At 72.2% G+C, this 14,529-nt stretch carries 10 protein-coding genes and 1 tRNA gene; 6 read left to right on the plus strand and 5 right to left on the minus strand.

Going from position 1 to position 14,529, the window contains the following annotated elements; genetic code table 11:
• Nucleotides 1-24: 24 nt before the first annotated feature.
• The 5 genes from WMF39_RS44720 (at nt 25) to WMF39_RS44740 (ending at nt 4,027) form a co-directional block, all read left to right on the plus strand.
• Nucleotides 25-1,344, plus strand: coding sequence for a hypothetical protein (locus WMF39_RS44720; protein WP_437742533.1), 1,320 nt, complete (start codon nt 25-27; stop codon nt 1,342-1,344).
• Between the two features lie 48 nt (nt 1,345-1,392).
• Nucleotides 1,393-3,006 (plus strand): PepSY-associated TM helix domain-containing protein, encoded by a 1,614-nt coding sequence (locus WMF39_RS44725; protein ID WP_437742534.1) that lies wholly within the window; start codon nt 1,393-1,395, stop codon nt 3,004-3,006.
• Nucleotides 2,999-3,346: a hypothetical protein gene (locus tag WMF39_RS44730; protein ID WP_437742535.1), complete on the plus strand. Its 348-nt coding sequence runs from the start codon at nt 2,999-3,001 to the stop codon at nt 3,344-3,346. The genes WMF39_RS44725 and WMF39_RS44730 overlap by 8 nt, the downstream gene beginning before the upstream one ends.
• A complete protein-coding gene (locus tag WMF39_RS44735) occupies nt 3,339-3,617 on the plus strand; it encodes a hypothetical protein (protein ID WP_437742536.1) in 279 nt (92 codons plus the stop codon). The genes WMF39_RS44730 and WMF39_RS44735 overlap by 8 nt, the downstream gene beginning before the upstream one ends.
• A 323-nt stretch (nt 3,618-3,940) precedes the next feature.
• Nucleotides 3,941-4,027, plus strand: a tRNA-Ser gene (locus WMF39_RS44740).
• Nucleotides 4,028-4,283: 256 nt separating this feature from the next.
• Here WMF39_RS44740 and WMF39_RS44745 read toward each other — a convergent pair.
• A complete protein-coding gene (locus WMF39_RS44745; RefSeq protein WP_437742537.1) occupies nt 4,284-5,669 on the minus strand; it encodes a DUF4388 domain-containing protein in 1,386 nt (461 codons plus the stop codon).
• 199 nt (nt 5,670-5,868) lie between these two features.
• On the minus strand, nt 5,869-7,818 hold the full coding sequence (aspS, locus tag WMF39_RS44750) for an aspartate--tRNA ligase (RefSeq protein ID WP_437742538.1): 1,950 nt from the start codon (nt 7,816-7,818) through the stop codon (nt 5,869-5,871).
• A gap of 188 nt (nt 7,819-8,006) precedes the next feature.
• Here aspS and WMF39_RS44755 point away from each other — a divergent pair, with 188 nt between their 5' ends.
• Nucleotides 8,007-9,986 carry a hypothetical protein gene (locus WMF39_RS44755; protein WP_437742539.1) on the plus strand — a complete coding sequence of 660 codons (1,980 nt, stop codon included), beginning with the start codon at nt 8,007-8,009 and terminating at the stop codon, nt 9,984-9,986.
• Nucleotides 9,987-10,079: 93 nt separating this feature from the next.
• Here WMF39_RS44755 and WMF39_RS44760 read toward each other — a convergent pair whose 3' ends face one another.
• From WMF39_RS44760 to WMF39_RS44770, 3 genes are read right to left on the minus strand one after another with little or no spacing between them, the layout of a single operon-like run.
• A complete protein-coding gene (locus WMF39_RS44760; protein WP_437742540.1) occupies nt 10,080-12,254 on the minus strand; it encodes a transglutaminaseTgpA domain-containing protein in 2,175 nt (724 codons plus the stop codon).
• Nucleotides 12,251-13,471, minus strand: a complete 1,221-nt coding sequence (locus WMF39_RS44765) for a DUF58 domain-containing protein (protein ID WP_437742541.1) — start codon at nt 13,469-13,471, stop codon at nt 12,251-12,253. The genes WMF39_RS44760 and WMF39_RS44765 overlap by 4 nt, the downstream gene beginning before the upstream one ends.
• Nucleotides 13,472-13,481: 10 nt before the next feature.
• The gene (locus WMF39_RS44770; RefSeq protein WP_044967114.1) at nt 13,482-14,447 is read right to left on the minus strand and encodes an AAA family ATPase; all 966 of its coding nucleotides are present in this window, start codon (nt 14,445-14,447) and stop codon (nt 13,482-13,484) included.
• Nucleotides 14,448-14,529: the final 82 nt, after the last annotated feature.

The following is a 14,529-nucleotide window of genomic DNA, read 5'->3' on the forward strand; positions in this document are numbered from 1 at the left end:
CTCGCACGACAGAAGGAGACACGGATGAGTGTGATTCAGCGGAAGCAGCGGTCATCGACCCGAACGAGCGCGACGGCCTTCGTGCTCGTGCTCCTGACCGGCGTGCTCGGCAGCGGCTGCGGCGACGACGAGACGTCGAACCCCGTCGATCACAGCGGCAGCAGCGGGCAGGGCGGAGCCGGGCAGGGCGGCGGTGGCGGCGGGCAGGGCGGCGGCGGCGGCGGGCAGGACGGCGGCGACGCGTTCATCGTCGCCACGCGCGTCTGGGACGACACCGCGACCAACTCTTACTTTCACGTGCTGCCGTCGATCGAGCCAGGCACGGAGGTCGACCCGTCCCAGGCGCTCGAGATCCCCGGATCGGCACGGCTGTTCGCGTTCGAGGGGCTGGGCTGGTTCGGCATCGGTGAGGCCGAGGCGCCGACGATCTCGCGTTACACGCTCGATGGTTCCAACAAGCTGGTCAAGGGAGACTCGATCAGCTTCCAGCCCTTCGGCGTGCAGTCCCTCTGGCCTACGAATTACCTCATCTCGTCGACGAAGGTCTATCATCCGGATCGCGCGGGCGAGCAGATCGTCGTGTGGAACCCCACGACGATGGAGGTAGAAGGGACGATCCCGCTGCCGGACACGCACCGCGAGGGCTACCTGGCGCTGTACGGATACGGGTCTGTTCTGCGCGGCAAGACGCTGCTCATCTCGGTGGGGTGGTTCGACTGGAAGACGACCGACACCATTCTTCCGGAGACCGGGCTCATCGCGATCGACACCGAGACGGACACCGTCGTGCGGTTCGACGTCGACGACCGGTGCGGCGGGATCACGCAGCCCATCGAGACGGCCTCCGGCGACGCCTACTTCGTGAGCTCGGCGCTGGCGGGGGCGGCCTATCACCTCGAGCGCCTGGAGTCCGAGCCCTGCGCGCTGCGCATCCTGAAGGACGCGGACGCCTTCGACCCGGACTTCCATCTGCTCCTGAGCGAGCTTTCGGACGGCGCGATCGCGGGCGATCCCATCCCTGCGGGCGGGGACAGCCTCTTCCTCCGGGTGTTCGAACCGGAGCTCGCCACGATCGAGGAGGAGACCAAGACGTCAGGAGTCACGAGCCAGCCGGCGTGGCACTGGTGGCGGTGGGACACCGCGACCAACGAGGCCACGGCGGTCGGGGAGCTGGCCCCCTCGCCCGCGAACGTCTCCTTCTTCGAGGTCGACGGCCGGGTCTTCACGATCGATGAGGGGAGCGGCTCCACGGAGAGCACGCTGATCGAGCTCACGGCCGAGGGCGGCCCGAAGCTCGGCCTGAAGACGCCGGGATACCTGCACGGGCTGGCGAAGGTGAGATAATCTCGCGCGGCGCGCGGCGCTCCGCGCGAGGGAACAGGGTGACTCGCGATGGCCAAGAAGCTCTCCCGCCATGCCTTCACGACCTTCTGGAGCGTGCACGCATGGGCAGGCGTGATAGGTGGGCTCTTGCTCTACGTGATGTTCCTGTCGGGGGGGATCACGCTCTTCCGCAGGCAGCTCGCGGTGTGGGAGGAGCCCCTGACCCAGCAGCGCTCCACCGTCGAGCAGGTAGGGCTCCAGGCCACGCTCGATGAGGGGCTCGCCGCTGCGGGGACGACGCCGGAGCAGCTCTGGTTCGACGTGCCGGAAGGTGGGCTGGGCGCCGCGCGGCTACTCTACTTCTCGCAGGGCGAGGCGGTCACGGCGTGGGTCCACGAGGGGCTCGTGCCCGAGCGAGAGCGGCTGTCCGACTTCCTCTACGACCTGCACTACCTCTGGCACCGAGCGACCGGAGTGTGGCTGTTCTATGTGGCCGGTCTCCTGTGCGTCGCGCTCCTGCTCGCGCTGGCGACCGGCGTGCTCATCCACCTGAAGGACATCGTCCGGCAGTTTCATCAGTTCCGGCCGGACAAGACGCGCCGTGTCCTGTGGTCGGATATGCACAAGGTGCTTGGCGTGATAGGCCTTCCGTTTCAGCTCCTGTACGCGTACTCCGGCGCGTTCATCGTGTTCCTGGGGGTGCTCGTCGGGGTGTTCACGGGCCCCGTGTTCGGCGGCGACGCCGCGCGGGCGGACCTCTCCGCCTGGGGGGCGTCCTTCGCGGACGAGCCGGCGCAGGGGACACCCGCTCGTGGCCTGACGCTGGACGAGCTCATGGCCCGCGCGCGCGCCGCGGAGCCCCGGCTCGTGCCCGAGAGATTGCGTATCTGGCACCTCGGTCTCGACAGCGGGACCGTCGATATCCGCGGCTCGCTCGAGGGCGTCCCGTTCACGCGTGGCAGCGTGCGCATGCGGCTGCGGGCGATCGACGGAGCGGTCCTCTCGCTCGACGCGCCGGGCGCCGAGGGCGCGCGCAGCGACGTGTTTCGCTGGATCTATGGCCTCCACTACGCCGATTTCGGCGGCACCACGCTTCGCATCCTGTTCTTCGTGCTCGCCCTGGCGACGTGCGCGACGATCCTCACCGGCAACTGGATCTGGCTCGCTCGACGGGAGGCGCGGCAAGAGCGCCTCGGCAACCGCCTCCTCGCGCGGCTCACCGTGGGCTTCGGCGCTGGGACCGTCGTCGCGACAGCGGCGCTCTTCCTGGTGAGCCGGGCGTTCCCGCTCGACTGGGGCGCGCGCGCGACGGCCGAGGAGCTGACGTTCCTGGGGGTGCTCGTGCTCTGCATCGCCTGGGCGCTCGCCGCGCGTGATGGCGGGCGCCTCTGGTCGCGCCAGCTCGGGCTCGCGGGGCTCTTGCTGCTGCCGGTCCCCGCGCTCGCGACGCGCTGGTCGGGGGCGGGGCTCTTCGGCGCGGGGCCGAAGCTCGGAGCCGTCGTCGCCGTCGATGTCGCGCTCCTGCTCACGGCCGCGGCGCTCTGCGCCTCTGCGTGGGCGCTTCGCCGGGCGACCTCGCGACCTGCGGCGCGGCTGCTGGTGACGCGCCATGCGCCGCAGCCTTCGTTGGCCCACGGCGGGGCAGGGCTCGTGGCCAGGCGGCAGACGGCGTCCCATGGTTGAGACCGCGTCGGTCCTCTCGGCGTATCTCGCCTTCGCGTTGCTCCACGGGGCGCGGCCGGAGCGCCTGCCGTTCGGCGTCGCGGCGCGGCTGCGCGCGAGGCGCGAATGGCGCGCCTCGGCCCGGGTCCTGGCCGCCGCCTTCTTCTCGCTCTCGGTGTGGCTGTGGAGCCGAGCCGAGGCCGGCGTCGCGGCGTTCCTCGTCCCCTTCGCGACGCTCCTCTGCGCCGCGAGCGCGTTCGTCCTGCTCGCGCCGGTCTGGCCGCGCGCCGTCTGGGGCCTCGCCCTCCTGTGTCCGCCGGCCATCGCCGCGCTCTCGCTCCTCGGAGCGCGCCATGGCTAGCCGACGCCTCGCCCACCTCGACTCCGCGCTGCGCGTGCTCGCGGCGCTGATCGGGACCCTGCCGCTCGCCGTCCTGGCGAGCGTGTGTCTCGCGCGATTCGCGCCGCTCGCCGAGGACACGCGGTCCGCGCTGGGCTTTTCGCTCGTGGTACCGCTCTGGCTCGCGGCGATGTGCTTCGCCTTCCTGGCCCGCAGCGCGGCCCGCGCGTGGGGGGTCTGCGCAGCGCTCGGCGCCGTGTTGCTGGCCCTGGCCTACGTGGTGCCGCAATGACGGACGCGCGATCCTGGCGACCGGAGCTGTCCCGGCGCGTTCAGCGCTCCCCGTTCGCCCGACGGTGATCGGCCGATCCGAGCGCCAAAGGACGAGCCTGGCAGCCCGCTTCCCGGGCCGTCCGTCCCGCCCGCTCGGGATCCGTCGCTACCGGCATCCCCCTGCACGATCTTTTGTGCACGGCGACAACCTCTTTGGTATGTTGCCGCTCCCTCGCCGCCGCGCCGAGCGTCGGACGAGCCAGCGTTCTTTCTATCGTCATGCATCGAGGTCCGCGCTGCTCCTGCGCTGAGCACGGGGCGGGTGGACCATCCTGGGTACCAGGAGAGGTGGCCGAGTGGCTGAAGGCACACGCTTGCTAAGCGTGCGATCGGGAAACTGATCCGCGGGTTCGAATCCCGCCCTCTCCGCCGCGAGAACGCTCAGCGCTACGCCCGTCGTGCGGCGGCCTGAGCACCGCGAACACGCGAACACGCGAACACGCGAACACGCGAACACAAACAGACGACCCGCGGGTGATGCGGGCCGCGCTCGAGCGCGCCGCTGCGGCGAGCAGCGCGTGGGTGGTCATCGCGCCGTCGCGGCCTCACGCGGGCCTCACGCGGGCCTCACGCGGGCCTCACGCGGGCCTCACGCGGGACCGCGTGGCCCTCGCGGCCGCGGCGCTCAGGCCGCCCTGGTCCTCAGCACCCGCGACTGGAGGAACTGGTAGATCGTCTTGATCGCGTCGAACGAGCCGACCGCGCTCTCCTTGATCACCTCGTTCACCGTGCGCGAGCCGTTGACCGCGCCGAGCACGAGCTGCTCGATGCGCGTCAGCTTGCCGGAGCCCACGCCGTCGAGCGCGACCTGGTCGACGACCACCACCTGGTCGAAGTTGATCGTCCCCTCCATGAGCCGCCACTCGTCGACGCGCCGGAACCCCTCGAGGACCAGCGCGGACACCGGGAGGCCGAGGTGCGCCTGCTCGACCTCGGGGCGGAACGGCTCGCGCGTGAACGAGAAGCGACCGTAGGGCCAGCGCAGCACCTCGTAGATGAGCTCGCTCGACTGCCGCTCCAGCACGGCGATGAGGTCGTCGTTCGTCGCGACGCCGGCCTCCACGAGCACCTGGCCGAGCAGGGCGTGCGGCCGCTTCGCGCGGAGCAGCGCCTCGAGCCGCTCCCGCGTCAGGAGCCCGCGCTCGATGAAGTAGCGGCCCAGCTTGAACTCGTCCGACGAGTTGCGCGCCTGCACCAGATCGATGAGCCCCTGGCGGAGCGAGATCGTGACCGACGCGCGGTTCGTGGTCACCCGGAGCACGCCCGTCTGCCGCTGCATCTGGAGCAGCTGGAGGATCTCGGCGAGCGGGATCGCCGAGACGTCGCCGCTCATCACCTCCTTCGCGTCCGCGGGCGTATCGTCGAGGTCGCGGAGCGTCAGGGTCAGCTTGGAGACGACCTCGCTCGTCATCACGCGGGCGACCGCCTGCATCACTGCGGCCTCGTTGGTCCGCGCCTCGGGCGAGAGGCTCATGATCGCCGGCGTCATCACCGTCGACAGCTGCTGCGCGAACTCCGCGCCGGTGCGCTGGCGCATGTTCCTGGCGAGGAGGCTCGGCCGCACGCTCTCGGCGATCGTGTCCTCGTCGGGCATCTTCGCGCCCTCGGGCACGGGCCGCGCGCGCCCCTCCGCCGCCTTCGAGAGCGCGCCCTCGATCACCGCGACCAGCGCGCGTGCGTCGAACGGCTTGGTGATCGCGTCGACGGCGCCGGTCTGCTGGACGAACTGCCCCCTGAGCTTGTCGCCCTTGGCGCTCATCAGGACCACGGGCACGTTGCGGTGCGACGGGTTCGAGCGGAGCTCCCGGCAGAAGGCGTAGCCGTTCATCCTCGGCATCACGAAATCGAGGAGGACGAGGTCGTATTTCGGCCCCTTCTTGACCAGCTCGATCCCCGCGAGCCCGTCGCGCGCCACGGTCGGGTCGAACCCATTGCGAGCGAGGATGGCGCTGACGACCTTCAGGATGGTCGGGCTGTCATCGACAACGAGGACTCGCGCCGGGGAGGCCATGGCGAAGGATACAGGCCCTACCCTACCAGAAGTGCGCGGCCTGCAAACATAAAGGCCAACGCGGACGGCCACGCGTGGCGAGGCAGAGCACAGCGAGCGCGGTCGCGGCGGCGCGCGCGACCGGCGAGAGGCCCGCCGCGCCGCCGCGCCGCCGCCGCCGGAGGTGCGCCCGATCGCGCGCGCGTCCCCCGACTTGGCATCAGGCGCCGGCGCTGCCGGTGCCCGTCGCGCCCTGCCGGGCGTCCGCGGCCGCGACCGCCGTCTTCACGTGAAGCTCGGTGAGCTGCGCGGCGTCGACGATCACGGGCGCGCCGGTCATCTGATCCGTGCCCTGGTTGGTCTTCGGGAACGGGATGACGTCCCTGAGCGTCGGCGCGCCGCTGAGCAGCATCGCGAGCCGGTCCATGCCGAGCGCGATGCCGCCGTGCGGGGGCGCCCCGCTGCGGAGCGCGTCCAGGAGGAACCCGAACTTGTCGCGCGCGTCGTTCTCGTCGATGCCCAGCGTCTTGAAGACGCGCGCCTGCACCTCGGGATCGTGCAGCCGGATCGAGCCGCCGCCGATCTCGAACCCGTTCAGCACGAGATCGTAGCGGTAACACTCCACGCGCGCCGGATCGCTCTCGAGGAGCGCGACGTGCTCGTCGATCGGCCGCGTGAACGCGTGGTGCGCGGCGGCCCAGCGCCCCGTGTCCTCGTCGAACTCGAACAGAGGTGGGTTGGTCACCCAGAGGAACCTCCACTGGTCGCCATGCCCGTACTCCGGGATAAGCCCCATCTTCTTCGCGACGTCGATGCGGAGCTTCGCCATCACGGTGTGCACAACGGCTTCCTTGCCGAACTGGAAGCAGAGGACGTCGCCCGGCTTGGCGCCGAGCACCTCGTTCAGCTTCTGCCGGAGCTCCGGCGTGATCGACTTCGTGAGCGGCGACTGCGTCCAGGAGCCGTCCTCGGCGAGCTTGGCGCGCGCGAGGCCGCGGAAGCCCTTCACGTCGCGGAGCCCTTTCTCGAGGTCCTCGGTCTGCTGGCGGGACAGGTTGGCGCTCGCCGGGATCACGAGCCCCTTCACGATCTCGGCGGGCAGGTCGCGCCGCAGCTTGCCCGACTTGAACTTCTCGGCGAGCTCGACCCAGAACGGCACCCCGCCGCCGTTGTGCTCGATGATGAGGTCCGTGAGGTCGGTGTGCTCGATCCCGAAGCGGAGGTCGGGCTTGTCGTTGCCGAAGCGGCGCATCGACTCGGCGTACGGCATGCGCGGGAAGCGGCCGGTCGGGTAGAGCTCGGTGAGGTCCTTGCCGAGGGCGGCCTTGAACACCGCGAAGACGAGCCCCTCCATCAGCCCGAAGACGTCGTCCTGGTTCACGAACGACAGCTCGACGTCGATCTGGGTGAACTCCGGCTGCCGGTCGATGCGCAGGTCCTCGTCCCGGAAGCACTTCACGATCTGGAAGTAGCGGTCGAAGCCCGCGACCATGAAGAGCTGCTTGTAGAGCTGCGGGCTCTCGGCGAGCGCGTAGAACTTCCCGGCCGAGATCCGCGAGGGGACGAGGAAGTTGCGCGCCCCGCCCGGCGTGTACTTCACGAGGAAGGGCGTCTCGAGCTCGAGGCAGCCGTTGTCCGACAGGTAATTGCGCGTCGTCCGGTTGATCTCGTGGCGCATCCGCAGCGCCCGCTGGAGCGGGGCGCGGCGCAGGTCGAGGTACCGGTGCTGCAGGCGGATCTCCTCGCGCGTCTCGATCTCGTCCGCGATCTCGAACGGCGGCGTCTCCGCCCTGTTGAAGATCGTCGCCTCGGCGACCCAGACCTCGATCGCCCCCGTGTCGATCTTGTCGTTCACGTTGCCTTCTCGGCTGACCACGACGCCCCGGACGCCGATGACCCACTCGGATCGGGCCCGCTCGGCGGCGGCGTGCGCGTCGACGAGGTCCTTCTCCTCCACCTTCAGGCCGTGCTTCCGGATCGCCTCGAGGTAGCTGCGATCGAAGACGATCTGCGTCACGCCGGTGCGGTCGCGGAGGTCGATGAAGATGCAACCGCCGTGATCGCGGCGCCGCGCGACCCAGCCGAACAGCACGACCTGCTTGCCAATGTCCGCCTCGCGCAGATCGCCGCAGCGGTGCGTCCTCTTGAGCTCATCGATGAAACGGGACACGAGCCGACCTCCGATTTTCCGTGGAAGGGGCGACTCTAGCCCAGGTCGCCGCTCACCGCCTCTCCGTATCCTCCGCGCCCTGCGCGCGCGGATCGGCCCCGCGCGCGCCGCGCCGCCGCCGAACCGCGCGCGGCGCCGGGGTGCGCCGGAACTTGGCCCGGCCGCGACCGATCTGGCATGGCCGCTCGGTGGGCTCCGGAGAGAAACGCTGCTGGCTCGATCGGTCGCTCGCCTTGCTGTCGGCCGCGCTGCCCTTCGGGCTGTCGCTGGGCCGCGCCGCCTCTTCCGGGCAATGGCGGGAAGATCTCACGGCCGTCCGGGATCTCGGCCTCGTCGCGGTCGGCGTGGGCGGCGGCCTGTCGACGGCGCTCTCGCAGGCGCTGAGCCTGCTCCCGCTGGGCTCCCGCACCTTCCGCACCGCCCTCGGATCGGCGCTCGCGCTCGCGCTCGCGTCGCGCCTGCTCTACGGGATGGTCCGCCGCCTCCTCCTGGAGTCCGCGCGGCCGGCGCCCCTCCCGGGGCTCTCGCTCTGGCGCAAGCTCCGCGGCGGCGCAGCCGAGCCGACCCCCGCCGGCGCGCGATCCACGCCCGCCGCGCCGGACACGCTCGGCGGCGCCGTGAGCCCGCGGCTCGCCTCGGTGCTCTCCGCGATCGCCGTGCTCACGGCGGCCCTGTCGCCGACCTGGCAGCGCGAGGCGACGGTCGGCGGCGGCGCCATGATCGGCACCTGCTGCGCGCTCGTGACGCTCGCGCTCGCGTCGACGTGCGCCGAGCAGGCGCGGCACGCCGGGCGCGCGTGGATCGCGCTCGGCGCGCTCCTCGGGGCCACGTTCGCCGAGAGCCCCCCCGCAGGCCTCGCCGCTTTTGCGGCGTCGTACGCGATGTTCCTCGCGCGCGGCGGCGCCCAGCGCGCGGGCGGGGGCCCCGCCGAGGCCACGGCCGGCGGCCCGCCCCGGCGCATGCTGGGCGCCGCCGCCGGCGCGGGGGCGCTCACGGCCGCGCTCCTGCTCGCGCCGCTCGTGCTCAGGCCGCTCGCGCCGCGCGCCTGGGCCGACATCGGCCGCGCGCTCACGGCCGGCAGCCTCGCCGCCCTCGACGTCGCGAGCGCCCGCACCACGGCGCTCGCCGCGTGGAGCCGCGAGATCGGCGTCGTCTCCCTGCTCGTCGCCGCGGCCGGGCTCTCGCTCTCGCTCCTGCGCCCGCGCGCGCGGTGGCTCGTCGCGCCCTTCCTCGTCCTGCTCGCGCTCGACACCCTCCTGCCCGCGCGGGCTGCCGGCGTGCTCTCCGCGGATCCGCTCACCCCCCTGCGCTCGCTCGCGGTCGCGGCGATCGCCGTCGGCTCGGCGCTCGGGGCGCACGCCGCGGTGCGGGCGCTGCTCCACACGCGCGTGCCGTTCTCGCGGAGCGGCGCGGCGCTGCTCGTCGTCTTCCAGCTGACGCTGGTCGCGCTGACGAGCGAAGAGGCAGGCTTCGCCGCCGATCGGAGCGAGCAGACGGCCGCCGAGGTCTGGACGGACGAGGCGTACGGGAGCCTCGATCCCGGGTCCGCGATCCTCGTGCGATCCCCGGCGATCACGTGGCGGGTGTGGGCGGCGCGGATCACGCGCGGCGAGCGGCCGGATGTCCTCGTGGTCCCGATCCCGCTGCTCGATCGCGGCCACGTCGCCGCGAGCCTGCTCGCCGACGAGCGCAAGCTCGCGCCGCTCCTGCGCGACTTCGCGCTCGCGGGCGAGCCCGGCGAGTTCGCCCTCTCCACGCTGGCCGACGTCCGGCCGCTCCACGTGGAGCTCGATCCGCGCTGGTCCAAGAAGCTGCTCGGCCACCTGAACGTCGCCGGCATCTGGCTCGAGTACGCCCCGCAGCCGCTCGGCGCCTCGGATCGCAAGCTGGCGACGGCGCAGTCGATCGTGCCGCTCAGGCGCGTGCTCGAGTCGCTCTCGATCGCCGCGGTGCCGGACACGTCGACGGCGGCCGTCCTCGCGTCCACGATGCGAAGCCAGTCGGACGTCGTGAGCCTCCTCGGCGAGCGCGTCGTGGCGCAGTCGTTCCTCGACCGGCTGGGTGAGCTCGCGCCCGAGGATCCGTTCATCTCCGGCGGCCCGAGCCGCCGCGCCGTCGCCGGTATCCGGCAGGCGTTCATCGCGAAGCGACCTTTGCGCCGCCGTTGATGCGGTCCGCGCGGCTGGAGCAGCGCGCGCGGCGCAACCCGCGTGGCCCGCGCGCCGCGGCTCCGGGCGCGCCGCGCGTCTCCTCGGCCGCGATCAGGTCGACGCGGCGAGCCCGCTCTCGCTCGCAGAGCGCGCTCGCCGCTCCGCCCCGCGCAGCGCCTTGACCCGCCGCTCGAAGTCGCGGCTGTCGTCCTCCGAGAGCGTCGCCCCGCCGAAGCGGGCGTGCAGGTAGACCTGCGTGAGCGTCAGGATCTCGCGCGCCAGCGGGTGCTCCGCGAGCTCCAGCGCCTCGGCGTGGCGCAGCGGCGGCAGGCTGGGCGGGCGCGGCACGCCCTGGACGAGCATGGCGGCCTCCAGGCTCTCGTAGAGCGCCGTCGCCAGGATCGCGCTCGGGGTGCGCCCGGCGTCCGCGCGGCGCTCCTCGCGCCCGCGGCGCGTGCGGCGGAGGCGCCAGTAGAGCACGCCGCCGCCCAGCGCGAGCGCGACGGCGGCGACGGCGAGGATCCGCGGGCGCGACAGCGAAAGATCGCTGCTCGATCCGGACCTCCGGTAGCGCGACGTCAGCGTCTGGAGCAGGCCCACCTGCTGGTTCAGGTCGTAGCCGACGACGTGCCTGTCCCAGCGCTGGCTCGTCGCCTCGATGAAATCGCGGAGGTACGCCCAGGCCCCGACCAGCTCGCTCTTCGGCGCCGCGTCGGCCGGCGGCGTCGGGTCGAACGTCATCCACCCCTCGCCGTCGAGGTACACCTCGACCCACGAGTGGGCGTCGCCCTGGCGCACCGCATAGAACCGGCCGAAGCGGTTGTAGGTGCCGCCGACGAAGCCGGTCACGTTGCGCGTCGGGACGTCCACCGCGCGCAGCAGGATGGCCATCGCGGTCGAGTAGAACTCGCAGTGCCCGCGCTTCGACTCGAACAGGAAATGATCGAGCGGCTGCGGGTCCGCGCCCGACGGCGACGCAAGGTCGTACCGGTACTCCGTGCGCAGGTGCTCCTGGATCGCCCGCGCCCGATCGGCCGGACGATCCACGCCTTGCGTCCACTGTTGCGCGAGATCGACGACGCGCGACGGCAGATCCCTCGGGAGCTCCAGGTAGCGCCTCCGCTCGGCGCCGGGGAGGCGCTGGAAGGTCGGCGCCCGCTTCCGCGACAGGAAGACGTCGTAGACCAGCCCGCGATCGTCCGTAGGCTGGTACCTGAGCTCCCCCTCCGGCCCGCGGTAGGCCATCGTGCCTGCGTCGACCCCGAGCTGCCCGCGGTGCTTGAGCCGGAGCCCCGTCGCGTTCGGCGGGAGGAAGATCACGGGCGGATCGATGGGCTCGAGATCGATGCGCATCACCGGGTCGACCGCCGGGTCCGGGTACCGCTCGATCGGCACGAGCCCCCCGTCGCTCTCCGCGGGGCGCTTGAACATCTCGCTCTGGGTCCAGGTGCGGCCGTCGTACGCGTCGAGCGCGGTGCCGCGCAGGTGCATGGTGAGGCGCGGGGGCGGCGGCTCCGGGAGCTCGGGGATCTCGACCCGCATCGCCAGCTTGGGGTCGCTGCGCAGCACGCCGACCGCGCCGAGGTCGACCTTGCCCGAGAAGCCGATCATCCGCCCGGTGTGGCCGCGGTTGAGCAGGAGCAGCGAGAGGCCGACGCGCGGGAAGATCACGAACAGGAGCGCGGTGAAGGCGAAGATCGGGACCGAGAGCAGGCAGGTGACGGCCAGGAACGAGCGCCCGACGACCCGCCTCGAGCGCAGGATGCGCGGCACGTCCACGGGCAGCCCCGTCCGGTCGCGCGCCCCCTGCCGGTAGTTGCCCTCGACCTCGCGCCGCAGGTGGCTGAGCACGAGCGCGCCCGGCGCGACGACGAGCACCCCCAGGAAGCACAGCCCGTAGCCCATGCCGCCGCCGAGGACGGTCCCGGCGATGAGGTGCAGCAGCGCGAGCACGATGACCTGCTGGTCGTGCGCCGCCCCTTTGCGCGTCGCGAGCCGGATGATCTGCAGCGCGGCGGCGAACTCCACGAGCACGTCGAGCACGCTCGCGTCGGTGGCGACGATGCGGACCACCTGGACGGCGATGACGGCCAGCAGGATGCCCGTGTCGAGGTGGCGGAGCGCCGGGTGCCGCTGCCACGACTCGCGCACGACGAGCGCGAGCCCGAGGCAGATGAGGATCGCCCAGCTCACGTAGCGGTTGAACTGCCCGCTCGCGACGAGGGCGATGACGCCGAGCGCCGCGAGCGCGTCGGTCATGACCCGGTGCACCATCCCGAACCTCACGACGCGCTCCTCGGCGCGCCGGCGCGGCGCTCACCGCTGCTCGGGCTCGGGCTCGATCCCTGGCGCAGCGGCGCGCGGGCGTTGCGCTCGGGCGCCCGGCCGTCGTCGACCGCATCGAGCAGCGCCAGGAAGCGGAGGATCGCGTCGGAGCCGATGTTGCGATCGCCGCGCACCCGCTCGCCCAGCGTCGTCGCGACGACCACGGCGTCGCCGCGCTTGACGTGGGCGACGGCGCGCGACGCCGCCTCGCGGATCCTGCGCTCGAAGGTCGGCGCGAACGCGTCGCCCTCCCCGGCGGGGCGCACCGTGTCGACGACGATCTGCACGTCCGGTCGCGTCTCGCGGGTGCGCTCGCGCAGCACCAGCTGGTCGCGCATCGTGCTCTTCTTCCAGTAGATGTCGCGCGGATCGTCCCCCTCGCGCATCGGCCGGAGGCCGAACGTCTCGTCGCCGCCCCCGCGCCCGCTGAGGCTCGCGCCGCCCTCGCGCCGGCCCGCGTCCTCGACGGGGAGCCGGACCGGATCGACCGCGGGGTAGATGATGAGGTCGCCCTCGGCCTCGACCTCCCTCGATTTCTCGAACAGCCCGAAGGGAAAGCGGGTCGCGATGCGGAACCCGGTGTGCCGGTCGCGGCCGCGCCTCGCCGGCGTCCGCCGGTACGCGGCCACCTGCGCGCTGGAGGGGCTGATCTTCAGGAAGAAGCAGCGCTTGTCGGCCGGCTGGCCGGCGCGCAGATCCTCGACCTCGATCGCGTACGACGGCACGCGCTTCTTGTGGTTGTAGACCTCGATCTCGACGAGGTGAGCCCGGCCCACCTGGGCGCGGGCCGGGAGCCGCCGGGTCACCGTGAGGTGCTGCAGCGACAGATCGCTCATCACGCCGGAGACGACGATCAGCGACAGCAGCATCCCGAGCAGCAGGTAGAGGAGGTTGTTGCCCGTGTTGATCGCCGCGAAGCCGACGCCCAGCGTGATCCCGAGGTAGTACTTTCCTTCCCGGGTGAACTTGAGCTTCCGGGGCGGCCTCAGGAAGAGCAGGACCCTCGTCCACAACGACGCCTTGTCCCCGCGCGGGGGCAGCAGCGGGCGCTGCTCGACAAGCGGCCTGTCGCGCCTCGGCTTGCTCGGCCGGACGGCGCTCCGCGCCGCTGCGCCGGCGCGCTCTGCGCCGCGGGAGCTGCCGCTGAGAGATCCCCGCTCCCTGTCCTCTGCGCCCATCGCCCACCCCTCAGAGGGGGACCGGCACCCGCGCCACGAGGTCACGCACCGCCGCCTCGCACTCGTCGCGGGTCGGCATGTAGCCCTCCGCGTGGGCCGAGAGCCGGACCCGGTGCGCCAGCACGGCCACCGCAAGGTTGTGGATGTCGTCCGCGATACAGTACGAGCGTCCGTAGAGGACCGCGCGCCCCCGGGCCGCGCGCGCCAGGTTCATGCCGGCGCGCGGCGATGCGCCCAGCGAGAGGGTCGGGCTCGACCGCGTGGCCGTGAGCACCGCCTGCAGGTAGGTCGCGAGCGACGAGTCGAGCTCGACGCGATCGACCTCGCGCTGCAGGGCGACGAGCTGGGCCGGATCGATGATCTGCGGCACGTTCCGCGCCCGGTCGGGCTCGCCGCCCTGGAGGAGCAGCCGCATCTCCACTTGCGGCGGCGGGTACCCGATCCGGATCCGCACCATGAACCGGTCGAGCTGCGACTCCGGCAGCGGGAACGTGCCCGCGAAATCCTGCGGGTTCTGGGTCGCGAGCACGAAGAAGGGGTACGGCAGCGGCGTCGCCGTCCCCTCGATGGACACCTGCCCCTCGTTCATCGCCTCGAGCAGCGCCGACTGCGTCCGGGGGCTCGCCCGGTTGATCTCGTCGGCGAGCAGCACGTTCGCGAAGATCGGCCCCTGCCGGAAGACGAACTGCCCGAGCCGCTGGTCGAAGACGCTGACCCCGAGGACGTCGCTCGGCAGGAGATCGCTGGTGAACTGAACGCGACGGAGCTCGCCCCCAACGGCCTTGGCCAGCGCTCGGGCCAGCGTCGTCTTGCCGACGCCGGGGACGTCCTCGATGAGGACATGGCCCCGGGCGAGCAGCGCGATGAGCGCCAGCTCGACCGCCTCTGGCTTCCCTTCGAGGGCCTGCTCCACGGCAGAGCGAAGCTTCAGGAGAAGAGGCGAAGCTTCACGCGCGACCGAGAGCGCTGATGTCATCGGGGGCGATGGTAGCACGAGGTCACGGCGCGCCTGCGGGGATGCGCATTTTGCGTTCCACGAGCCGGGCTGGCGGGTGCGA

This window comes from Sorangium sp. So ce1504, assembly GCF_051521635.1.
GTDB lineage: Bacteria > Myxococcota_A > Polyangia > Polyangiales > Polyangiaceae > Sorangium > Sorangium cellulosum_B.